General features: G+C 72.6%; 21 protein-coding genes. 6 read left to right on the forward strand and 15 right to left on the reverse strand.

The window, feature by feature from the left end; all coding sequences use genetic code 11:
• Positions 1–7: 7 nt before the first annotated feature.
• From ACWCRJ_RS21590 to ACWCRJ_RS21605, 4 genes are all read right to left on the reverse strand, one after another.
• The gene (locus ACWCRJ_RS21590; RefSeq protein ID WP_450940789.1) at positions 8–946 is read right to left on the reverse strand and encodes an aminoglycoside phosphotransferase family protein; all 939 of its coding nucleotides are present in this window, start codon (positions 944–946) and stop codon (positions 8–10) included.
• A gap of 48 nt (positions 947–994) precedes the next feature.
• A complete protein-coding gene (locus ACWCRJ_RS21595) occupies positions 995–2,116 on the reverse strand; it encodes a M24 family metallopeptidase (RefSeq protein WP_450940790.1) in 1,122 nt (373 codons plus the stop codon).
• Positions 2,117–2,286: 170 nt separating this feature from the next.
• Positions 2,287–2,904, reverse strand: coding sequence for a PDZ domain-containing protein (locus tag ACWCRJ_RS21600; protein ID WP_450940791.1), 618 nt, complete (start codon positions 2,902–2,904; stop codon positions 2,287–2,289).
• Positions 2,905–2,983: 79 nt separating this feature from the next.
• On the reverse strand, positions 2,984–3,868 hold the full coding sequence (locus ACWCRJ_RS21605) for a LysR family transcriptional regulator (protein ID WP_450940792.1): 885 nt from the start codon (positions 3,866–3,868) through the stop codon (positions 2,984–2,986).
• 111 nt (positions 3,869–3,979) lie between these two features.
• Between ACWCRJ_RS21605 and ACWCRJ_RS21610 the strand changes: the two genes are divergently transcribed.
• Positions 3,980–4,744, forward strand: a complete 765-nt coding sequence (locus tag ACWCRJ_RS21610; RefSeq protein WP_450940793.1) for a CTP synthase C-terminal region-related (seleno)protein — start codon at positions 3,980–3,982, stop codon at positions 4,742–4,744.
• A 36-nt stretch (positions 4,745–4,780) separates the two neighbouring features.
• Here the strand turns inward: ACWCRJ_RS21610 and cyc2 are convergent, their stop codons facing one another.
• The 4 genes from cyc2 to ACWCRJ_RS21630 form a co-directional block, all read right to left on the reverse strand.
• On the reverse strand, positions 4,781–6,988 hold the full coding sequence (cyc2, locus tag ACWCRJ_RS21615) for a germacradienol/geosmin synthase Cyc2 (protein ID WP_450940794.1): 2,208 nt from the start codon (positions 6,986–6,988) through the stop codon (positions 4,781–4,783).
• A 133-nt stretch (positions 6,989–7,121) separates the two neighbouring features.
• Complete coding sequence (locus ACWCRJ_RS21620; RefSeq protein WP_450940795.1) at positions 7,122–8,282, reverse strand: damage-control phosphatase ARMT1 family protein; 1,161 nt, start codon at positions 8,280–8,282, stop codon at positions 7,122–7,124.
• Complete coding sequence (locus ACWCRJ_RS21625) at positions 8,275–8,931, reverse strand: hypothetical protein (protein WP_450940796.1); 657 nt, start codon at positions 8,929–8,931, stop codon at positions 8,275–8,277. The genes ACWCRJ_RS21620 and ACWCRJ_RS21625 overlap by 8 nt, the downstream gene beginning before the upstream one ends.
• 136 nt (positions 8,932–9,067) lie before the next feature.
• The gene (locus tag ACWCRJ_RS21630) at positions 9,068–10,879 is read right to left on the reverse strand and encodes a S8 family peptidase (protein WP_450940797.1); all 1,812 of its coding nucleotides are present in this window, start codon (positions 10,877–10,879) and stop codon (positions 9,068–9,070) included.
• A 402-nt stretch (positions 10,880–11,281) separates the two neighbouring features.
• Between ACWCRJ_RS21630 and ACWCRJ_RS21635 the strand changes: the two genes are divergently transcribed.
• The gene (locus ACWCRJ_RS21635; RefSeq protein WP_450940798.1) at positions 11,282–12,271 is read left to right on the forward strand and encodes a lytic polysaccharide monooxygenase auxiliary activity family 9 protein; all 990 of its coding nucleotides are present in this window, start codon (positions 11,282–11,284) and stop codon (positions 12,269–12,271) included.
• A gap of 139 nt (positions 12,272–12,410) precedes the next feature.
• Here ACWCRJ_RS21635 and ACWCRJ_RS21640 read toward each other — a convergent pair whose 3' ends face one another.
• On the reverse strand, positions 12,411–13,061 hold the full coding sequence (locus ACWCRJ_RS21640) for a Tat pathway signal sequence domain protein (protein WP_450940799.1): 651 nt from the start codon (positions 13,059–13,061) through the stop codon (positions 12,411–12,413).
• 739 nt (positions 13,062–13,800) lie between these two features.
• Here ACWCRJ_RS21640 and ACWCRJ_RS21645 point away from each other — a divergent pair.
• Positions 13,801–14,463: a DUF6230 family protein gene (locus ACWCRJ_RS21645; RefSeq protein ID WP_450940800.1), complete on the forward strand. Its 663-nt coding sequence runs from the start codon at positions 13,801–13,803 to the stop codon at positions 14,461–14,463.
• Entirely contained in the window at positions 14,460–14,867 is a 408-nt protein-coding gene (locus ACWCRJ_RS21650; protein ID WP_450940801.1) for a DUF6114 domain-containing protein, read from the forward strand. The genes ACWCRJ_RS21645 and ACWCRJ_RS21650 overlap by 4 nt, the downstream gene beginning before the upstream one ends.
• Before the next feature lie 80 nt (positions 14,868–14,947).
• On the opposite strand, the gene ACWCRJ_RS21655 is transcribed toward ACWCRJ_RS21650, so the two are convergent.
• Entirely contained in the window at positions 14,948–15,361 is a 414-nt protein-coding gene (locus ACWCRJ_RS21655) for a hypothetical protein (protein ID WP_450940802.1), read from the reverse strand.
• Positions 15,362–15,557: 196 nt separating this feature from the next.
• Here ACWCRJ_RS21655 and ACWCRJ_RS21660 point away from each other — a divergent pair, with 196 nt between their 5' ends.
• Entirely contained in the window at positions 15,558–16,805 is a 1,248-nt protein-coding gene (locus ACWCRJ_RS21660) for a cytochrome P450 family protein (protein ID WP_450940803.1), read from the forward strand.
• 23 nt (positions 16,806–16,828) lie between these two features.
• Here ACWCRJ_RS21660 and ACWCRJ_RS21665 read toward each other — a convergent pair whose 3' ends face one another.
• From ACWCRJ_RS21665 to ACWCRJ_RS21685, 5 genes are read right to left on the reverse strand one after another with little or no spacing between them, the layout of a single operon-like run.
• Complete coding sequence (locus ACWCRJ_RS21665; protein WP_450940902.1) at positions 16,829–18,118, reverse strand: cytochrome P450; 1,290 nt, start codon at positions 18,116–18,118, stop codon at positions 16,829–16,831.
• A 50-nt stretch (positions 18,119–18,168) separates the two neighbouring features.
• Positions 18,169–18,777: a GTP-binding protein gene (locus tag ACWCRJ_RS21670; RefSeq protein ID WP_450940804.1), complete on the reverse strand. Its 609-nt coding sequence runs from the start codon at positions 18,775–18,777 to the stop codon at positions 18,169–18,171.
• Complete coding sequence (locus ACWCRJ_RS21675) at positions 18,755–19,114, reverse strand: DUF742 domain-containing protein (RefSeq protein WP_450940805.1); 360 nt, start codon at positions 19,112–19,114, stop codon at positions 18,755–18,757. The genes ACWCRJ_RS21670 and ACWCRJ_RS21675 overlap by 23 nt, the downstream gene beginning before the upstream one ends.
• Positions 19,111–19,524, reverse strand: a complete 414-nt coding sequence (locus ACWCRJ_RS21680; RefSeq protein ID WP_450940806.1) for a roadblock/LC7 domain-containing protein — start codon at positions 19,522–19,524, stop codon at positions 19,111–19,113. Before ACWCRJ_RS21680 ends, ACWCRJ_RS21675 begins: the two co-directional genes overlap by 4 nt.
• A complete protein-coding gene (locus tag ACWCRJ_RS21685) occupies positions 19,521–20,897 on the reverse strand; it encodes an ATP-binding protein (RefSeq protein WP_450940807.1) in 1,377 nt (458 codons plus the stop codon). The genes ACWCRJ_RS21680 and ACWCRJ_RS21685 overlap by 4 nt, the downstream gene beginning before the upstream one ends.
• Before the next feature lie 362 nt (positions 20,898–21,259).
• Here ACWCRJ_RS21685 and ACWCRJ_RS21690 point away from each other — a divergent pair, with 362 nt between their 5' ends.
• Complete coding sequence (locus ACWCRJ_RS21690) at positions 21,260–22,231, forward strand: AraC family transcriptional regulator (protein WP_450940808.1); 972 nt, start codon at positions 21,260–21,262, stop codon at positions 22,229–22,231.
• Positions 22,232–22,285 lie beyond the last annotated feature (54 nt).

Raw genomic sequence — 22,285 nt, forward strand, 5'->3', positions numbered from 1 at the left:
GGTCCCGTCAGTCCTCGCCCCGCAGATCCGTCACCCTCTCCAGCAGGATCGCCTCCCAGGTGCGCCGCAGGCGGTGGCGGAGGACCGGGAGCGGGGCCCGGCCCCGGCCCCGCAGGCCCTCCGCGAGAGCGATGACCGTGTCGCAGCGGGCCAGCCAGAGACCACGCAGACAGGGCCGGGCACCGTACCCCGCGAGGGTGGCCGCGCGGACGGCGGCCGGGGAACCCACGGCCGTGGCGAGCCCGGCGATGTCCTCGGCGGGGTCACCGACGGCCGTGTCGCTCCAGCCGAGGACCCCACGGACCCGGCCGTCCGCGCTCACCACGAGGTGGTCGCCCGTCAGCCCGTGGTGGACCAGCACCGCCCCCGGCGCCGTCAGCTGCGCGGCGCTCCCGGAGGTCAGCTGCCCGAGCCGCCCCGCGTCGAACTCGTCCGCCTCGGCGAGGACCCGCGCCGCCCGCCCCGCCGCCGTACGCAACGTCTCCAGCGAGCGCGGGGCGAGCCGCGGTACCCCGAGCGCCTCGGCCTGCCGCGGCGGCACCTCGCGCAGACCCGTGAGGAGCGCCGCCAGATCGGCCTCGCCCACCGCGGACACGTCGTGGTCCTCGGCCGAGCCGCCCGGCAGTCTGGTGTCGAGCGTGTAGGTGAGAGCACCGGACCACTCCCCGTGCGCGACGCTCACCGGGACGGCCACGCCGATGTGCGGACGCACCAGGTCCCGCAGCCGCAGCTCGCGCTTCTGCCGTACGACGGCGTGGCGGTCGGTCGTCAGGCGCAGCACATGGCGGGTGCCGACCCACCAGGTGCGGTGCGGGTCGTCCCCGGCGACGGGCCGTACGTCGGGTCCGTCGGAGCGCTCGCCGCCGCTCCGGCCCGCCCCGTTCCGCAGCAGGGAACGGACCAGCAGGCGGACGCTGTCCGCGGTGGGTGTCGGTGCCTGGGTCATGGTCGCGCCGTCGTCCGGGGGCTCAGAGCAGCGAGGGTACGCGCTCGGTCACTCGACCACCGCCATCTCGCGCGCGGTGTTGTTGAGGCGTCGGCCGCCGTCCTCGGTGACCGTCACGATGTCCTCGATCCGGACCCCGAACCGGCCCGGCAGATAGACACCGGGTTCGACCGAGAAGCACATGCCTGGCACGAGGGGGCGCTCCTCCCCCTCGACCATGTACGGCGGTTCATGGGTGGTGACGCCGATGCCGTGCCCGGTGCGGTGGACGAAGCGGTCGCCGTACCCGGCGTCGGTGATGACGGCGCGGGCGGCCCGGTCGACGTCCTGGCAGGCCGCGCCGGGCCGTACCGCGCGGAACCCGGCCTCCTGCGCGGCCCGTACGAGGTCGTGCACCTCACGCTCCTCGGCGGACGGTTCGCCGACGTGGACGGTCCGGGAGGTGTCGGAGCCGTAGCCGTCCTTGAGGCCGCCGAAGTCGAGGACGACCATGTCGCCGTCGCGGATGACGCGGTCGCCGGCCTCGTGGTGCGGGTTGGCGCCGTTCGGGCCGGAGGCGACGATGGTGAAGTTGACCTGGGAGTGCCCGAACCGACGCAGCAGCCCGGCGAGGTCGGCCGCGACCTCGGCCTCCCGGCGCCCGGCGAAGGGCACCTGCTGGATCTCCTCGTACGCCCGGTCCGCGGCCTCGCCCGCCGCCGCCATCCGCCGCAGCTCGGCCGCGTCCTTCACGGCCCGCAGCATCGGCAGGGCCTCGGTGAGCGCGGTGTAAGTCGTCCCGGGCAGCCGCCGTCGCAGACCGAGCAGGTGCAGCGCCCAGGTGTTGTCGCTGACACCGAAGTGGCCGCGCGGCCCCAGGACGGAGTGGACCGCCTCGTAGGGGTCCTTGCCGTCGGTCCAGTCGCGGAGCGTGAGCGCGGCCCCGCCGGGTGCCCCGGCGGCGTCCGGGGCCTCCAGCGTGGGCACCACCAGCACGGGGTCCTCGCCGTCGCGCAGCACCAGCATCGTCAGGCGCTCGGTCTCCGGCGGGCGGTGCCCGGTCAGCCACACCAGGTCCGGGCCGGGCGCGATCAGCAGTCCGTCGAGCCCGGCGTCCGCGGCGGCCCGTGCCGCGCGCCGCATGCGGGCCCGGTGGTCGTCGGCGGTGAAGGGCGGGGGCGGGCCGGTCATCCTTGCCTCCGTCTGCTCGGGGCTCCCTGGACCTACGGGCAGCATCCTGCCCCTCCGCCGCCGCGCACGCGAGCCCGATTGCGTCATGGCGTCCGCTGTCGTTGAGGCCCGGCCTCGGTTCTCGGGCGCGATCCGGCCCCGTGGGCCCCTGTCCGGGCGACGCGCCACGGTCAGGTGGTCACTCCCGGTACGGCCACCAGGTCCTGCCGGGTGCCGTTCGCGTGGCGTACGGCGAGCCTGAGCGCCGTACCGGGGCGGGCGGCGGCGATCGCCCGCGCGAGGTCGGCCGCCGTGCCGGTCCGGGTGCCGCCCAGGGCCAGCACGACATCGCCGCGGACCAGGCCCGCGCGGTGGCCGGCGCCGGGCACATGGACCCCGGCCACGAGCGCCCCTCGGCCGCGGGCGTCCGCGGGGGCGTCGACGACGTCGACACCGAGGGCGGGGCGCACGGCGGCCACGGGGCTCGCGGGCAGCGAACTCCCCTGTCCGGGGGTCGAGGAGACAGGTCCCGGCCGGGACCGGCCGCCGTCGGACCGGGCGGCGGCCTCCTGCGCGTCCGCCCGCAGCTCCGCGAGTCGGCTCATACCGATCACGGTGGCGCCCATCGTGCCGAGCCCCACGCCCGACAGGACGAGGGCCACACAGATGACCAGGGCGAACAGCAGGGTGATCAGTCGTTGCCGGGCGCGGCGGGGTGCGGCGTGCGGGCGCCGGGCGGTGCCGGACGGACGGTCGTCACCGGGCTCCCGGCCCGGCAGGGGTTTGGGTCTCAACGCGGTCTGTTCCATGGTGTCGCCACCTCCGGCCGGACATCTACCCGGGCCGTCCCGGCCCGACGAGCCACGAAAGAGTGAGACTGACACCCCGTCACATCGGCCCCGCAACCGGCTGCGGCCGGGTCAGCTCCCGGACCAGGGCCGCGGCGGCTCCCCCGGGCGTGCCGCCGTACACGATCTCCGTGCGGTGCACGAGGCGCGGTCCGACCAGCGGGACGGCGACCGCGCCGGGGACGTCGGCGGCGAAGCCGCGGGGCAGGACGGTCAGGCCGTGGCCGGCGGCGGCGAGGGTCGTGAGGGTACGCAGGTCGGTGCCCTCGTAGCGCAGGGCGGTGCGGACGCCGCCGGTGCCGCTCGCGGCGCGGAGCCGGTCCAGGGGGAGGCCCGCGGCGGGGGCGTCGAGCCACCGGGCGTCGACGAGGTCGGTGAGGCGGAGTCCGGGGCGGCCGGCGAGGGGGTGACCCGCGGGGAGCAGCACGCAGACGGCCTCCTCGCCGACGCCCCGGGTGGTCAGGGGCGCCACGTCGGGGAGCCGGAGGGGGTCGCTGGGGGCGGCGAGCCCGTCGACCAGGCCGAGGTCGGCCGCGCCGGTGGCGACGGCCGCCGGGATGTCGTCGCGGGCCAGGGTCCGCAGGGTCACCCCGGCGGCGGGCAGCGCGGCGACCGTCCGGGGGCCGAGTGCCGTCGGGGTCGCCGCCAGCGTCAGCCCGTGCTCGGGGGCGGTCGCCATCCGTACGACGTCGGCGCGGGCCGCGTCCAGGCGCAGCAGCAGGGGGCCGGCGTGTTCGAGGAGCCGCTCGCCCGCGGCCGTGGGCAGGACGGGGCGCCGGGTCAGCAGCGGGGCCCCGAGGTCCTGCTCCAGCGCGGCGATGTGCTGGGACACCGCGGACTGGGTGTAGCCCAGCTCGCGGGCCGCCTCGGAGAAGGAGGCGAGCCGGGCCACGGTGACGTACGTGCGCAGCAGATGCGGATCCATGGCGGACAGGATCGCGCAGGTGGATCACCCGCCCGCCCATCAGTGACGCTTATCGGGGATGCAGAGATCATCGTTGGACGTGAAGTCGGGGGCGCGCCGAGGATGACGGGCATGACGAACGACACCGCTCGGCCCGTCCCTTCCGCTCCCGCCCGCATCGCGCGGATCGCCCTGGTCGGCGACCGCTCCCCCGATGTCGTCTCCCACAGCCGCGTTCCGCTGCTCCTGGACGCCCTCGCCGGGCGCGACCGGCTCGTCCTCGACGCGTACTGGATCCCTTCGGAGGACGCCGCCGCCGCCCCGGGGGCCGTGCGGGGCTTCGACGCGGTGTGGGTGGTGCCGGGCAGCCCGTACCGCAGCGAGGCCGGAGTACTGTCCGCGATCCGGACGGCTCGGGAGGAGGGCATCCCGTTCCTGGGGACGTGCGGCGGTTTCCAGCACGCGCTGCTGGAGTACGCCCGGCATGTGTGCGGGCTCACCCGGGTCGCGCACGCCGAGAGCGACCCGGGAGCCGAGGACTTCCTCATCGAACCGCTCGCGTGTTCCCTGATCGGGCACGAGGCGACGGTCGTCGTCGAGCCCGGTTCGCTCGCGCAGTCCGTGATGAACACCGAGCGGTCGGTGGAACGGTACTTCTGCGCGTACGGGCCGACCCGTCACCTCGACACCCTGCGCGCGCACGGCCTGCGGTATTCGGGGCACGACGAGGACGGGCACGTCCGGATCGCCGAACTGCCCGGCCACCCCTTCTTCCTGGCGACGCTCTTCCAGCCGGAGCTGGCCGGCGACGGCAGCCGGCCGCACCCGGTCCTGCGGGCGTTCGCCCGGGCCGCGGTCGAGCACGCGACCCGGGCGGTGGCGCCCCACGCGGCCTGACCGTCGGGGCTCGGCCCCGGCCCGACCCGGTGGGGCTCAGCCCGCGTGCGCCGGCGCGAAGGACAGGACCGGCGGCCGGTCCGGGACGAAGCCGTGGGCCCGGCGGGCCAGGAACTCCGGCTTGTAACGGTCCACCGCCCGGTGCCAGTTGAGGATGCCGGACAGCCAGTTCCGCAGGTCGGTCACATAGCCGCCCATGATGCCGCGCGCCTCGTCCGACAGCCCGAAGTCGTCGTAGACAATGGGGAGTTCATGGGCCACGACGTGCTGGAACTGCTGCATGCGCTGGGTCATGAGATCGTGGATCACACCGAGCGCGGTCGGGTAGTCGCAGCCGAAGAAGTTCTGCACGACGAGGATCGCGTTGTGGACCTCGCCCTCGTACTCGATCTCCTTCTGGTAGGAGAAGACGTCGTTGACGAGGCAGGCGTAGTCGATCGCCGCGTTCTCCAGTGAACGGACGGGGCCGCTGCGGTAGACCGCCTCCGGGATCTGCGGGCCGTGGCCCATCCGGCACATGCTGAGGGTCAGGTCGGAGCCGAAGGTGGCGCGGCGCATCTCCAGATAGTCGACCGGGTCGGGGACACGGTGCTGGATCTGGTTGAACACCTCCCACACCCAGCTCTCCGTCATCTTGTCGACGGATGCCTTCAGGCCGCGCCGCTGGTCCGGGGTCATCCCCGCCGTCGTCCGCGCCCAGAGGTCGATCAGGCCCCGTTCCATGCCGTTCACCGGGACGGGGACCGGCTCGCCCTCGACGGGCATGCAGTCGGAGAGCCGGGCCGTGGTCAGCCGGGCGGCGGCGAGGTCGCGGCGGTGGCCGAAGACCAGGGGGTAGTAGTCGTCGCCGTAAGTGCCCCAGGCAAGCCACTGGGAGCTGAGGTCGAGTTGCTCGGGGGTGGCGTCCGGGTCGAGGCCGGCCGAGCAGAGCGGCAGGTCGGCGGCGGCGAGCCGCTCCTCGTCCCAGACGCCCTCGCCGAGGATGCCCGTCGCGTGCGCCCAGGCGGTGAGGCGGGGGCGGGCGCCGTCCAGGTGCGGGGAGAGTTCCACCTGGAAGGGCATGAAGAAGTCCGGCAGTCGCGACGGTCCGACCTTCTGGTACGGCTGATGCGTGTGCGCCCGCAGCCGTTCCGCGGCGGCGGTCGCGAGCAGTGCCCCCACGTCGGCGGCGGACGTGCCGAACCCGGCCCGGGCGACCAGGGCGGGGCCGGAGAGGACCGTGCCGCCTAGGTCGAGCGGGCCGCGCGCGGCGATGGCCCCTTCGTTCATGTAGCGGCTGGAGCGCATGTGCCACTCGTGGCCGCCGGACTGCCAGTCCTGGAGGCCCTTCGTGTACGCCGCGACGGCGGCGGTCTCGGCCGGGGTGAGGCCCTTCTCCAGGGCGATTCCGGGGACTTCGGTGAGCGCGGTGTTCTCGAACTGGTGCAGCCGGGAGGTGAGGATGTCGTTGACCGTCTCGGCGGCCTGCTGGGTGCCGCAGCCGAAGAAGGTCTCCAGGACGAGCACGCCGTTGCTGTTCTCGCCCTCGTCCTCGACCTCACGCTGGTACGAGAACAGGTCGTTGCGCAGATGGACGGCGTCGGAGAAGGTCTCCATCAGGACCCTCAGGGGCCTGGACTCCGCGACGGAGGACGGGACTTCGCAGGTCGCGTACTCGACCAGCCCGGCCGACCAGGGGGCGCCGCCGACCTTGCGGCGCATCTCGATGTACTCGACCGGGTTGGCGATCCGGCCCTCGTTGATGTTGGACAGCTCCCACATCGACTCGTTGAGCAGGTGCTCGGTCGCGACGGCGAAGCGGCGGCGCCAGTCCATCGACATCGACGGCACCGTACGGGCCCAGAGGTCGGCGAGACCCGCCTCCACCGGGTTCCGCGGCTCGGGCACGGGGGTGGAGAGGTCCAGCGGCATGAACAGCGGGAGCCGGTCGAGGTGGGCCTTGCCTCCGGGGCGGTCCTGGGGCCGCTTGAAGAGTTCCAGGAAGTGGTCGTCGAAGAAGAACACCCACACGTACCAGTCGGTGATGAGCGAGAGCGCCGGACCGTCGCAGTCGGGATGGGTGTACGCGCACAGCAGGCCGTAGTCGTGCGCGTCCAGGTCCGCCTGGCCCCACACACCGGAGCCCTCCAGCATGCCCATCTCCCGCGCCCACCCGGAGGAATGAGCACGGGCCTCTTCGAGGTGGGGGTTCAGCCGCGCGGGATACGGCATGTAGAAGTGCGGGAGTACGAACGGCTGCGTCATGGCCGGGCCCTACCCGTGGCCTGCGGCGGGCATCCGGACAGAGGCACATGATCACACCATCGCGTGAATCCGGACGTGAGTCCGAGCGCGCCGCGCAGCGAGGGACCACCCGGAGGCGGGAGCCACGGCGCCGTCAGACCCGGACCTGGATCAGCGCTCTCGTCCCGCTCGTGCGCCAGCGCTGTCCCTCGGTGGCCACGAGGGCCGTTTCCGTTTCGGGGGTCAGGCCGGTGATGACGTCGGACTTGAGGGTGCGCAGGGCTGCCACCGGGGCGGGGAAGTAGGAGGTGGCCTCGGTGAAGGGGGTGGTGGGGGGCCAGAGGCGGTCGCCCACCAGGCGGCGGTAGTTGAGGTCGCCCTTCATCAGGGTGAGGTCGGCGGAGGCGAAGTCGTCGTGGAGGTCGGGCGGCATGTCCGCGTAGGGCAGGGGTGCGCAGGAGAAGGGATGGGTGCGCAGGGTCAGGCGGCCCTCGGTGAGGGCGGCGTGGAGGCGGTGTCCCGCGTCGGTCTTCGCCGCGACCAGGTGGTGCACCGCGTCGAGGGTGTCGGCGGTGGTGGCGTCCGAGACGAAGTACGGGTACGGCTTGAGGTGCAGGACGGCCCGGGCGAAATGGCCGTGGGCGAGGAGATGGTCGACGAGGAGGAGGTCGGGGATCAGTTCCCGGCCCGCGTTGTCGGCGACCAGGCAGAGGGTGCGCCCGGCCAGGGCTCCGGTCCCGTCCGTCAGCAGGGAGAGCAGTGGCTCGGTGTCGTCCGCCACCAGGGGGGACGCGGCGGTGGCCTCGCCGTCCCCCTCGGTCTGGAGGCGGAAGCCCAGGTCCGCGCGGTTGCCCCAGAGGGAGCCGTGGAGGAGCGCCTTGAGCTGGTCCGGGGCGGGCCGGCTCGACAGGGGGCCGAGGGCGGCGAGTTCGGCGGCCGCTTCGGGGGTGTCCAGTTCGGCGAGCTTGAAGGGGCGGAACGGGTCGACGCCCTGCCAGGGGCCGGGGCCGAAGTAGCCGACCGCGCGCAGGAGTTGGCGGTAGAAGCAGCTCTCGGCGACGAGGAAGGGGAGGGTGAACCAGGAGCGGCCGGCGTGGCGGCGTACGTTCCAGGTGTCCCACCAGTCGTCGTCCGCCGGTGGTTCGACGGTGCCGTGGAGCGTGTTGTGCAGCAACTCGTCCAGGGCGTGGCGCTGTTCGGGGCCGTAGGGCGTGGCGTCCCGGACCTTGCGCAGGAGGGCGGGGTGCCGTTCGGCGAGGACGCTGTGCGGGAAGGAGGCCGGGTCGTCGCTGTGGACGACAGGGGCGTCAGGCATGGCCGTGGGTGCCCCTCGGGTCGGCGGGTCCGGCGGAGTGCGTGGGGTGGGCGGAGTGCGTGGGGTGGGCGGGGTGCGTGGGGTGGGCGAGGTCACGGGGCGGAAGTTCCACCTCGGCCAGTCTCGCGTCCATGTGCTGCTCGAAGCCGGCCTCGGTCCAGACGTACTTCCGGAACTGGTCCGTCGTCAGGGGGCCGGGCCACGGGCTGCCACCGGGGTAGAAGACGCGGTCGCAGGAGGCACAGTGGTGGGCGGGCCGCCAGAGGGCTTCGGCGCGGGGTCCGCCCGCCGTGACGGTGGCGCGTTCACGGGACTCGCCGCGGATCACCCAGAGGGTGCCGGCGAAGAGGAGGACGGCGAGGACCGCGCCGCCGACCGTGTAGAGGGGTTTGTCGTTCTGTACACCGCTGTAGGCGAGGCCCGCGCCGATGCCGGCGAGGACCATGCCCTCCAGGAAGTGCGTGAAGCTGTCGAACCTCGAATGCGCCCCCGGGGACTTCGCGAGCCGGTCGGACAGACCGGAGCGCCGGGAGTCGGGATCGGCGCAGGCGTCGGGGACCGTGCGCACCGACGGCCCCGTGGCCCCGCAGCGGGGGCACACCGCCGGGGCCGGGACGTGGGCGGACACCTCGGGCTTCTCTGTCGGCATACGCATACGCTAACGCCCGCCGTACAGGAGCCGGCGGCCGGCCGATGCCCGCTCGCATCGGTCGGCCGCCGGCAGTGGGGGGTGGCGGTCCTGCGGTCCGGCCGTCCGGCCGGGGGTTCGGCCCGGGGGCCGAGGATCAGAAGGTCAGCTTCCAGTTGTTGAGGCGGCCCGTGTCCGAGGCCGCGACGTCCTGGACGCGCAGCTTCCAGGTGCCGTTGGCGACCTCGCTGGAGGCGTTCACCGAGTAGGTGGTGACCAGGTTGTCGGCGGAGTCGGAGCTGGAGGCCTTGAGGGGGTAGGTCGAGCCGTCGGGGGCCACCAGGGTCAGGACCAGGTCACCGCGGTAGGTGTGGGTGATGTCCACGCCGACCTGGAGAGTCGAGGGCGCGTTGCCGGTGCGGCCGGTGACGGCGATCGAGGACTCGATCGCGGCGCCGTTGTCCGGGATGGAGACGGCCGTGGTGTTGGTGAAGGTGGTGCCCCCCGTGGTTCCTCCACCGGTCACCGCCTGCACCGTCTTGGCCGCGTCGGCGAGGCCGGCGCCGCAGCCACCCGAGCAGGTACCCGGCAGAGCACGCGAGTTGGTCTTGATCGCGGACTCGATCTGGGCCGGGGTCAGCGCGGAGTTCGCCGACTTCACCAGCGCGGCGAGGCCCGCGATGTGCGGGGCGGCCATGCTGGTGCCCTGGTAGTAGTCGTACGACTCCGTGCCCGGGCCGGCGGTGCCGGCGTTCAGCGTGGACAGGATGCCGCCCGACTCGGTGGTACGGGTCTCGCCGCCGGGGGCCGCGATGTCGACGGTCGTGCCGAAGTTGGAGTAGTACGAGCGGGAGCCGGCGCGGTTGGTGGCGGCCACCGAGATCACGTTGGCGCAGCTCGCCGGTGAGTAGTTGGCCGCGTTGGCGTTGCTGTTGCCCGCCGCGACGACGACCGTGGTGCCGCGGTTCACGGCGGCGGTGATCGCGCTCTGGGTCGCGGAGGTGCAGGCGCCGCCGCCACCGAGGCTCATGTTGATGACCTTGGCGACGTTGGTGTTGGCGGGCACGCCGGAGACGGTGCCGCCGGACGCCCAGGTGATCGCGTCGATGATGTCGGAGTCGTAGCCGCCGCACTTGCCGAGGACCCGCAGCGGGGAGACCTTGGCGCCGTAGGCGATACCGGCGACACCCTTGCTGTTGTTGGTGACGGCGGCGATGGTGCCGGCCACGTGGGTGCCGTGCCAGGAGGAGGTGGTGGCCGGTTCACCCGCGGCGCACTCGTCGGCCGCGGTCCAGTCGCCCGGGTCGGCCGGGTTGCTGTCACGGCCGTTGCCGTCGTTGGCGACGGTGGTGTCGGCGATGAAGTCGTAGCCGCCCACGATGTTCGCGGCGACGTCCGAGTGGGCGACGTAACCGGTGTCGATGACGGCGACCGTCACGCCGGTGCCGGTGACCTTGTCCCAGGCGCCCGGCACGTTCATGCCGGCGGTGGCCTCGTAGAGGTCCCACTGCTTGCTGTACTCGGTGTCGTTCGGGGTGGCCAGCGCCTTGTTCAGGCGGTCCGGGGCGACATAGGCGACCTGCGGGTCGGAGCGGTACTCGGCGATGACGTCGGCGACGTCCGCCTTGGTGACGTCCTCGCCCAGGTCGACCAGGGCCGCGCCGCTGCCGAGCCGGCGCTGGAAGTCGAGGCTCTCACCGGCTTCCTTGCCCTTGGCCGCGGCGTCGGCGTCTGCGGCCTTGTTCGACGTGGCCTCGGCGGCGCCGGACTTGTACCCGACGATCAGACGCTCGGCGGTGGTACCGGGCGCGGCCTCGGTGGCACCGGCGACGGCGGGCGCGGCGTCCGCCTTGGCGGAGGGGGCCTGGGCGACGGCGACCGAGGAGGTCATACCGGCCACGAGGGCGACGGAGACCGCGGCGGCGGATATGAGCTTCCGTCCGGCGGTACGGGTGGTGGAGGAACGCAAGGGCTTCGCCTTTCGTGGCCTGCTCATGTCAGGGGAGGAGCGGCAGTGAAACGCTTCTTCATCGAAGCGGCGGGGGGTCCAGAAAGGGGCGGCGCTGAAGACCGGCCGAGCGCGAGCCGTCCACCAGGGGTTACCTATGGTTCGGCTGTGCGATGACATTAGGCAAAGCCCAGGTCATGGGGATACGGGGAAAACCCTCGACCCCTCGGGAACTCCCCTATGCCAGGGGGAAGTCGGGCCCCGATGTGTCGCTTCGCCGGGTTTGCCGAGGCACGGCCGCCGCACGGCACCTGGCCGGATCCGACCGGTCGAACAGGGCCGCCGTGTTGAACGCGGCACCCCCGGGTCCCGTACGACACGGTGGACCGTCAGCCCTCGCCCCCCATGGATCGGACGTATCGGATGCACCGCTTGTCCGCCCGCCGCCGTGGCACCGGTCGCCGCCGCGCCGCGGTCCCGAAGGCCGCCGCCGTCGTCGTGGCCCCGCTGCTCCTCACCGCGGTCGCCGTCACCCCGGCCCGGGCGCACGGCGCGCCGACGGATCCGGTGAGCCGGGTCTCGGCGTGCTCGCCCGAGGGCGAGGCCCAGGGCTCGGCGGCGTGCAGGGCGGCGGTCAGCGCGAACGGCGCCCCCTTCACCGCGTGGGACAACCTGCGCGTCGCCGGGGTGAACGGGCGGGACCGGGAGGTCGTCCCGGACGGGCAGCTGTGCAGCGGAGGGCTCGCGGCCTACAAGGGGCTCGACCTGGCCCGCGCCGACTGGCCCTCGACCCGCCTCTCCCCCGGCAGCACGCTGAACCTGACGTACAGGTCGACGATCCCGCACACCGGCACCTTCAAGCTGTTCCTGACCGCACCGGGGTACGACCCCACGAAGCCGCTGACCTGGTCCGATCTGCCCGAGAAACCGTTCGCCTCGGTCACCGACCCGCCGCTGCGGGACGGCTCGTACCGGTTCTCGGCGAAGCTGCCGGCGGACCGGTCCGGGCACCATGTGCTGTACACGATCTGGCAGAACACGAGCACGGTCGACACGTACTACTCGTGCTCGGACGTGGTGTTCCCGGCGGCGAAGCGGGCCGACTCCGGTACGGGCGGGGCGAGTTCGCAGAAGACGCCCGACGAGCGCGACAAGCGCGACGAGGCCGCGGCCGAGAAGCCGGCCGCCGGGACGTCCGGGCCCGCCACGGCGACGCCCACGACACCCGCGTCGGCTCCGGCCTCCGGCACCGACGCGCAGGCGGCTGATCCCGGCAGTCCCGTCGCCTCCACGACGGAGGAGAACGGCACCTCCGTGCCGCTGGTGGCGGGCGGCGCCACGGCACTGGTACTCGCCGTGGGCACCGCCCTGTTCCTCCGCGGACGCAGGCGCCGCTCCCGTATCGACATCTGATCGGTGAACGGTCGGTCCGCCGCTCGGGCGTCCGGCGGACCGGCCGGTCGGTCCGCCGCTCGGGCGTCCGACGGACCGACCGGCCCGGTCGAGTCGGTTACCGGCCGCCGGACCGGTAACCGACGTCCTGTGGGACGGGTCAGTTCGTGAAGACCGTCGCGCCGGTGTTGGTGTCCGTGACGGGCGCGTACTTCGCCGTGAAGTAACCGGTGGCGAAGCACAGGGACGAACCGGACGTCTTCGCAAACGGCTGGGCGGTGAAGTTGATGCTGTTGTCGTCGTTGCTGGAGGTGCCGGTGATGCTGGCGGCCTGGTAGACGCAGTTGATGGTGCCGAGCAGGGTGCGCAGCACGACGGTGGTCTGCAGGACCGAGCCCTCGGCCGGGCTGACCGTGACGACGCCGTCCGAGGTCACTGTGGTGGTGTACGGCAGGTTGTTGACCGTGACGCTGTTGACCCCGGTGACACCGAAGACGTTGCTGGTGCAGTTGCCGAAGGTGTGGGCGTCGACCTGCTCGGTGGCGGTGCCGGGCGCGGCCGGGTTCTCGGTGACCGTGGCGGTGAAGTTCGACGTGCCGCAGCTGACGCCGCTCGTGCCCGTCGCGGTCGAGTAGAACTTGCCGGTCGTGCCGGCCGCCAGCGACGCGTTGAGGACGTCGCCGACCGCGACCGCGTCACCGGCAGGGCCGCCGGTGGTGAGCACGGTGTCGGCGGCGGAGGCAGGGCTGACGGCGGACACCATCAGGGCGGCGGTGCCGGCGGCGAGGGCAAGGAGGGATCGCGTACGCATGGGGGTGCCTCTTCTCATGAAGTGAGGCCGCGGGTGACGGCACTCGGAAGGTGCGGGTGACAGCCCTCAGGAAGGGGGCTGGACAGGGGGCGCGGGATGACACCGTTCGCGCGGGGGTGACGCGGCGATGCCGCACGACGCCGTACGGTCGCTGCCGATCCGTGACACGCCTTCTCCGTACGTGACGGATCGACAGCGACAGCCGGGGTCCGGACACGGCCCAGTGGAGGGGAAGGCGACCGTGCCCGGCACCGCGGCGAGGGGTGGTGCTGCGTCGGGCCGCGCAGCGCGTTCAGGTGGTACCACCCACTCCCCGCCTGCGACGGGGAGTTCGGGACGGTGGCATGCGCTGCGCGTCGGATCCGGCGCCACGGATCCGTGGGGGAAACCCCGATGAGTTGTAGACCTGAGGAAGAGTCAACGTCAAGGCGTCGTAGGCAAGTTGTTGTTCCCTGATCGTCGCGAGGTTGGCCGAAATTCGCGGGCCGTGGCGGTAAAACCAAAGGTGAGAGATGTTCATGTTTCACAGGGGCGGCACAACCAACATCCTTTTGCCACAAGCGCCTTGACCCTTGAATGTAACCACCGGTAACTTCCCAAATGGCTACTGCGGCGTAGCAAGTAAGCCCTTGCACCTACGGGAGGTGCTCCGGGGCGTCGCGCCGCAACCGCTGTCCGCGCCAGGACAACGTGCCGTCGAAGCCCCACCTGCAATGACATGGAAGTCCAGGGAGCACACATGGCCTCGTCCTCGGACGCCACGGCGTCCACCAACGAAAGACCCGAGGGTCCCGAAGCGTCCGGAAGACGCGGGCGGGTCCGTCTGAAGCGCGCCGCCGTGATGGCCGTGCCGGCCACGGCGGTCGCCGCGGGTCTGATGATCCTCACCGCGCAGGGCGCTCTGGGTGTCCAGTTCGCCATCTCCGGCATGCCGTTCGTGGTCACCGCGGACAAGCTGGAGGGCCAGGGCTTCGCCCAGTTCGGCGCCCTCGACCACATGATCGAGAACAGCCCGAACGAGGGTGACACCGGCGGTCAGGTGCTGGTCGTGACCTCGGTCGTGAAGAACGGCACGCTGACCAACCTGTGCCAGAGCGTCGACCTCGGCGGCATCCAGCTGGTCCTCACGGCCGGCAACAAGGGCACGCCGGTGAGCGTGAAGAACCTGGCGATCGACTCCGACGACATCTCGGGCAACGCCTCGTTCAACAACATCGAGATCGGCCGCGACTCCAGCACGTTCGACAAGGTCGGCCAGCAGGGTCCTCCCGGTGTCTACGGCCAGCAGGCCGACTCGGTCACCATCACGGACCTGTACCAGCACAACTACGCCTCCACGGCCGCCGTCTTCAAGCTCCCCGACCTGCACATGAGCTTCACGAGTGGGGGCTGCCCGCAGTGAGCCGATACCGGGAATGGAGGGGGAACCGGCCGTTCGCCGGTGGCGTGCTGCTGGTGCTGGGCGGCGCCGAGATCCTGCTGACCATGAAGGCACCGCTGCCGGTCATGCTGAGGATCGGAATGCAGGGTCTGGCGGGCTACCTCCTGCCCTCGCTGATGATCGTGTGCGGGTTGCTGATCCTCTTCAACCCCACGCAGCGGCTGTTCTACTCCATCCTCGGGATCATGCTCTCACTGGGCACCTGGCTCACGTCCAACGTCGGCGGCTTCATGGTGGGCCTGCTGATGGGGGCCGTGGGCAGCACGCTGGCCTTCGGCTGGCTGCCGGATCAGGAACCCCGGCAGAAGCGGTCGGCCAGGCGGGCTGAGAAACAGAGTGAGAAGCACGCCCTGGAGCTCGGCTAGTCCCGGCTGTTCGGCGTGCAGGGACGGTGCGCGCCGGTGCGTGCCCGTCCGTGATCGTTCGCGCGGTTCCCCGCGTCCCCTCAGGCGGGACGCGGGGTTCTGTTGTTCCGGGGGGCCGTGGCCGCCGCCCCCGTCAGGGCCGCGCGCAGGCGTTCGGCGTCCGTCCAGTAGCTGTCGTGGGAGAGCGGGACGCGCCAGTAGAGGCCGGGGCCCGAGGTGCGGCGCAGGGGCGGGACGGCCACATGGCTGCCGCGGTCGAGGACCTGCACGCCGGGCAGGAGCCAGCCGGCCGCGTCGCCCGGCGGGACCAGCCAGTACATGATGCCGCCGTAGCCGTCCTCGATGACGGCGCCCGTCCCGTCCCCCAGGGACGTGAGAGCGAGGGCGCCGAGAGCGGCCGGCACCCGCACGGCGGTCCACCAACGACCGGCCGGCACGGTGCGAACTTCGCGGCTGTAGGAACACATCCAGCGCGGGGACCTGCTGACAGTCATGGCACTCACCGGCTTTTCATGGGGTGCGCCCGATCCTAGGAGCCGGCCCGGACCCCGACTTGCGGGTACGCGCAGGGAAGTTGCCCGTGGACGCAGCCCGCGGTGCGGGATCTCGCCGGGCCACGCCACCGCGCCGTAGCGTGACCGGGCTCGTACGTTGCGCTGTTGGACTCCTTTCGACCGCAGGAGGACCCCCATGGGCCACCCCAGCCCCCTGGTGATCGACCCGACCGGCCGTGACATCCACGGTGAGGCCGCCCGGATCCGCGAACGGGGCCCGGCGACCCGGGTCGTGCTTCCGGGGCCGCACGATGTCGAGGCCTGGGCGGTGAGCAGCCCCGACCTGCTCAAGCGGCTGCTCACCGACCCTCGGGTGTCGAAGGACGCGCGGCAGCATTGGCCGAGGCTCGCCTCCGGCGAGATCACCCCGCAGTGGCCGCTGTTCACCTGGGTCGCCGTGCAGAACATGTTCACCGCGTACGGCGGCGACCACAAACGGCTGCGGATCCTGGTCTCCAAGGCGCTCACGGCGCGCCGGACGGTCGCGCTGCGCCCGCGCGTCGAGGAGATCACCGAGGAACTGCTCGCCCGTGTCGAGGAGGGCTTCCGGCGCGGCGGGACGGTCGATCTGCGGGAGGAGTTCTGCTACCCGCTGCCGATCCAGGTGATCAGTGAGCTGTTCGGTCTGCCGGAGGAAAAGGGGCTGGTGCTCAGGGAGTTGGTGGACAAGCTGTTCGACACCTCCGCCGAGCCGGGTGAGATGACCGCCGCGTACGAGCGCATGTACGGCGTGCTGGGCGAACTCGTCGCCGCCAAGCGCCGGTCACCGGGCGACGACCTCACCAGCGGGCTGATCGCCGCCCGCGACGAGGACGACGGCCGGCTCAGCGAGCAGGAACTCCTCGACACCCTGGTGCTGGTGGTCAGCGCCGGGCACGAGACCACGGTCAACCTGCTCGACCGGGCCGTGCACTCCCTGCTGGCCCACCCCGAGCAGCTCGCCCACGTCCGGGAGGGCCGCGCGACCTGGGACGACGTGATCGAGGAGACGCTGCGGGCGGAGGCACCGGTGGCCAGCCTGCCCCTGCGCTACGCCGTGGAGGACCTCGACCTCGCCGAGTTCGGGGGCCCGGCGGGGGTGGTGATCGCCAAGGGCGAGCCGATCCTGGCCGCCTACGCGGCCGCCGGGCGGGACCCCGGACGCCACGGGAAGGACGCCGACGTCTTCGACGTCACCCGCGCCGACAAGGAGCACCTCGCCTTCGGCCACGGCGTCCACCACTGCCTGGGCGCTCCGCTCGGCCGCCTGGAGGCCCGCATCGCACTCCCGGCCCTCTTCGCGCGTTTTCCGTCCCTCGAACTGGGAGTGCCGGACGAGGAGTTGGGCCACGTGGAGTCCTTCATCTCCAACGGCCACCGCCGCCTGCCGGTCCGCCGGGGCTGACGGGCTCTCGCCCCCGCGTCCCCCTACTCTCCGCGCCACCAGGACAGCAGCCGGGTCCAGCCGCTCGGCGGGTGGGCGGGAGCCGGGGGCCGGGGGGCGGGGGCGTTCGGGGCCGGGGCGGGGCGGGTGGGGGGAGCGGGGGTGGTGAGTACCGGTGTGGGCGGGAAGGTCACCGGGAGCGCGGCCAGGGCGCGGTGGAAGGGGCCGGGACGCCACTCCAACTCATCTGCGGGTACGGCGAGTTCGACGTCCGGCAGGCGGTCGAGGAGCTTCTCGACCGCCACCGAGGCGATCAGCCGGGCCTCGCTCCGGGCGGGGCAGTTGTGCGGGCCCGCGCTCCACGCCAGATGGGCCCGGTTGCCCTTCCGCCGGTCGTTCCTCAGGGCCGGGTCGGTGTTGGCGGCGGCCAGGGAGACGACGAGCGGGTCTCCGGCCCTGAGCGACGCGCCCTCGTAGAGCACGTCCCGCTTCGGGTAGTGCACGGCGTAGTTGGCCATCGGCGGGTCGGTCCACAGCACCTCGTCGAGCGCGTCCTCGACGGGGAGGCTGCCGCCGGACAGGTCACCGGCGAAGCGGTCGTCGGACAGCAGCAGGCGCAGGGCGTTGGCGATGAGGTTCTGCTGGGGTTCGGTGCCCGCGCCCATGAGGACGACGAGGGTGTGGATCATCTCCTCGTCCGTGAGCCCCGCCGGATGCAGTGTGAGCCACGAGGTCACGTCCGGTCCCGGCCTCTTCCGCTTCAGCGTGACCAGCTCCAGGAGCGTGGCGGTGAGCAGCGCGTCGGCCCGCTCGGCGTCCACCCCGTCGAAGATGCCGGACATGCCCTCGACCAGCTTGACCCCCAGCTCGGCCGGACAGCCGAAGAGGTGGTTGAAGACGAGCAGGGGCAGAACCTGGGCGTACTCGCCGAGGAGGTCGGCGGTGCCGATGGGCGCGAGCCGGTCGATGAGGGTGTCGGCGCTGCGCTCGACGTAGCCGCGCAGGGTGTGGGGCTCGATTCGGGCGAGGCTGTCGGTGATGGCGCCGCGCAGCCGCCGGTGCTCCTCGCCGTCGGAGAACAGGGCGTTGGGCCGGTACATCATCATCGGGACGACGGGGCTGTCCGCGGGGACCGTGCCGTCGGCGAGGTCGTTCCAGCGGCGCGCGTCCTTGGCGAACGTCTCCGTGCCGCGCAGCACGTGCAGCGCGGCGTCGTACGAGGTGACGAGGGTGGCCCGGACACCGGGGGCCAGTTCGACGGGTGCGGTGGGTCCGTGGGCGCGCGCCCGCCGGTAGAACGCGGCGGGATCGGCGGCGAACTCCGGTCCGTACATGGGCTGGTGGGCGGGGCAGCCCGGGGGCGGCCCGGACGGCGGTGGGGAAGTCACGCGGGCTCCGGTTCGGTCTTGGTGTCGCGGCTCAGCAGGTACTCGACGAGGGCGATCAGGGCCCGGGTGGAGGAGTCCGGGTCGCGGGCGTCGCAGCGCACCAGCGGGGTCTCGTCGAGCAGGTCGAGCGCCTCGCGCACCTCGTCCAGCCCGTGCACGGGAGCGCCGTCGAAGTCGTTGACGGCGACGGCGTACGGCAGGCCCAGGTCCTCCAGGACGCCCATCACCTCGAAGGAGTGGGACAGCCGCCGGGTGTCGGCGAGGACGAGCGCGCCGAGCGCGCCGCGGGTCATGTCCTGCCAGAGCCTGGTGAAGCGCTGCTGGCCGGGCGCGCCGAACAGGTAGAGCACGAGGGAGTCGTCGAGGGTGAGCCGGCCGAAGTCCATGGAGACCGTGGTGGTGGTCTTGTCACGGGTGCCGGCCAGGTCGTCGACCAGGGCACCCGCCTCGGTCAGGACCTCCTCGGTGCGCAGCGGCCGGATCTCGGAGAGCGTGCCGACGAACGTGGTCTTGCCGACCGCGAAGTGGCCGACGACGAGCAGTTTGGCCGCCGTCCGCACCGTCGGCCGCAGGTAGACGTGGTCAGAGGCGGGCGCGGAGCCCATCGAGGACCTCCTGGAGGATGCCGGCGTCGGACGGCCGGGCGGCCGGTACCGGGGCGCGGGTGACGAGGTGGCCGCTGTCCATGAGGTCGGCGACCAGCACCTTGGTCACGCTGACCGGGAGGGACAGCCGGCCGGCGACCTCGGCGAGGGACAGCGCGCCGGGGAGGCACAGCTCCGCCACCCGGCGCTTCTCCGGGGTGAGACCGGCGAGCGGCAGGTCGCCGGTGGCGATCAGCAGGGTGACCAGGTCGAGGGTGTTGCGGGTCGGGTGGGAGCGGCCGCCGGTGACGACGTACGACCGCACCAGACGTCCCGCGGGCCGGCGGCGGGGCGTCATGCCCTGCTGCCCGTGTCCAGCCTCGCCGGGCTGGACAGCTGCTTGCCGAGCCGGTCGACGAGCTTGTGCATGCGGTACGTCACCGACTCCATGTCGACCTCGTCGCCGGTGGAGACCGCGAGGTAGGCGCCCTCGCCGGCCGCGACGAGGAAGACGTAGCCGTGCCCGAACTCGATCAGGGTCTGCCGCCAGGGACTCTCCGACGGGCCGCAGAACTCGGCGGTGCTGCGGCTGATCGACTGCAGTCCGGAGAGCCCGGCCGCGAGCCGCTCGGCGTCGTCGCGGCCGATGTCGGCGGAGTGGGCGCGGAGCATGCCGTCGGCGGAGAGCAGGATGGCGTGGCGGGCCTCGGGGACCTTCAGCACGTCGTCGAGCATCCAGCCCAGCTCGTTGGTCGTGGGCTCGATCATGCGCGGGGGGTCCCTTCGTTCTCGTGGGGGGTGGGCCGCCCGGTGTCCGGGGCGGTGTCGGGGGCGTACTCGTCCTCGTCGAGGATGCGTCCCGCCGCCCGGCCGAAGCGGGTGCCGCGGGCGAAGGCGCCCATGACGCGGGCGTTCTCCTCGGGTGAGCGGCCGGGGATCTCCTCGGCCGTCGCGTGCTCCGGCAGCGGTTCGGGGGCGGCCGTGCGCCGGGGGGTGCGCCGGCGCCGTCGGGGCAGTCCGCCCTCTGTGGTGTCCGCAGGGGTGTCCTCGGGGGCGGTCCTGGGGGCGTCGGCGGAGCGGGTCGCGCGGGGGGCGGGCTCGCTCCCGGATGTCAGGCCGATCGGCGGCTCCGGGGCGGCGGGCTCCGGGTGGGTGAGCAGAGCGGTCGGCAGGAACGCCACGGCACGGACGCCGCCGTACGGCGAGCGGGTGTCCACGGAGACGGTGAACCCGTAGCGCCGGGCGAGCATCCCGATGACGGCGAAGCCGAACTGGGGCGGGTCGCCGAGGCGGGTGACGTCCACCTCGCCGTGTCCGTCGAGCAGCTCGGTGGCGCGTCGTACGGCCTGGGCGTCCATGCCTACGCCCGCGTCGTCGACGACGACGCACGCGCCGTTGTGCACGTGCTGGACGTCGACCTCGACCCTGGTGTCGGGCCGGGAGTGCCGGGCGGCGTTGTCGAGGAGTTCGGCGACGGCGAGGACGACCGGTTCGACGGCGCGGCTCTCCACGGCGATGTCGGCCTGGCCGTGGACGCGTACGCGCCGGTAGTCGCGGATGCGCGAGGTGGCGCCGCGGACGACCTCGACGAGCGGGGAGGTGGCGCGCTGCCGTCCCGGCCAGGAACCGCAGAGTACGGCGATGGCCTGGGCGCGGCGGCCGAACTGGGCGTTGGTGTGGTCGACTTCGAGGAGGTCGCGCAGCACGTCGGGGTCGTCGTGGCGGTCCTGCATCTCGGAGATGGAGACCTGTTGCTCGTTGGCGAGGGCCTGGACCGAGCGCATGGACGCCTTCAGGGCGGCCTTGGCGGACCGGTCGGCACGGGTCCGCGCGTGCTCGACGGCCCCGGAGAAGCGGGTCAGCACCTCGTCGAGGCTCTTGCCGAACTCCGTCTCGGCGAGCCGCCCGTCGAGCGGTCCCACGGCCGGGCCGGGCCGGCCGGAGTGGTCGGCGAGGGCCGGCAGACGGACCGTGAGCAGATGACGCAGCTCCTCCTCCCGGACCCGCACGTCGTCGGCCAGGACGGCGTTCCTTCTGCGCTGCCGCCGGGTGATGCCCTGCTGGCGCAGCAGGAGCACGGCGGTGGTGAGGAGAGCGGCTGCGAGCGCCCAGGTCACCGCCTGCGGTATCGGTTCGGTCATGAAGTACGAGTCCTTACGTCCTCAAGTCCCTGGCGTCGGCGGGTGCGGGACGCCGGACGGGAGTTGACGGAGCGCCCGACGCTAGCGGCGGGGCCGCGCGAGTACTTTCCGTGACGCGCAGGGAAGTTGTCACAGGGCGCACGAGGGACGCAAGGGGCGCGGAGGAAGCCGTGACTCTTCCCGCGGCATATTCGGCCACCTTCGGCCCGGCGGCACGGCAATCGCTTGCCACGCTAGGGTGCCTTCCGGGTTCGACCGGTCGGTAACTGCCTTCGGTCAATCAGAGATTGAAGATTTTCCCATCGGGGACCGTAAAGGACCACAAGCACGCGTTCGGGGGCCGGCACCAGGGAGGAGCGGCGTTGCCCGCGGGAAGCTACAGCGTCGAGGCGCTGACCACCGAGGAGGTGAACCCGCGCGAGCGTGCCGACTTCTGGGCCGAGCGGATCGGCTCGTACCAGTCCCGGATGGGATTCAGGTATGCCCAGCCGGACGACTTCTGCGGGGAGACCGTCCGGCAGCGCACCGACACGTACCAGTTGGTGAAGTACCGCTCCGACGAGATCGAGTACACCCGCACGATGCGCCAGGTGCGCCAGGACCCGGACGAGGACTACCGGCTGCTGCTGCCGACGAGCGGCGAGATCATCCTGCGGCAGGACGGCGGGGAGGCCCGGCTCACCCCGGGCACGGCCGCGCTGGTCACCTTCGCGGCGCCCTTCCAGTGCCTGCAGAGCGATGCCATCGACGCGTTCATCCTGACCATCCCGGCCCGCGAGGTGGACGGGCGGCTGAACACCAGGTCACCGGTCGCCAGCGGCCTCGACCTCGGATCCGGCCTCGGCCGGATCGTCGGCTCGATGCTGACCGGACTGCACAAGGAGCGGGAGCACCTCACCGACCCGGAGTTCAACGCCGTCACCGACCGGATCGTGGAGCTGGTGTGCATGCTCGCCGCCGGCGACGACCGTCCCGACGCCCCCGGACAGTTGGGCGAGGTGGAGGCCCTGGTCCGCCGCTATGTGCGCGACCACGCGGCCGACCCGAACCTCAACGGGACGGTGGTGGCGCGCGCGCTCGGCTGGTCGCTGCGTCAGATCCAACTGGCCCTGCAGAAGGCGGGGACCACGCCCCGGGAGCTGATCCGGGAGGAGCGGCTGCGTCTGGTCCGGGACCGTCTGGCGTGTGCGGAGTGCGAGCACCTGACGATCACGGATCTCGCCTACGCCGCCGGTTTCTCGTCCGCGAGCGCCCTCAGCACGGCCTTCCGCCGACGCTACGACGTGAGTCCACGGGAGATGCGCCGGAGCATACGGCAGCCCAACTACACATGAACACAGGGGAGTTCGGCGAAAACATTTCGGCGAGGGCGACTCGCGAACAGCGTC

The organism is Streptomyces sp. NPDC002324 (assembly GCF_053593335.1).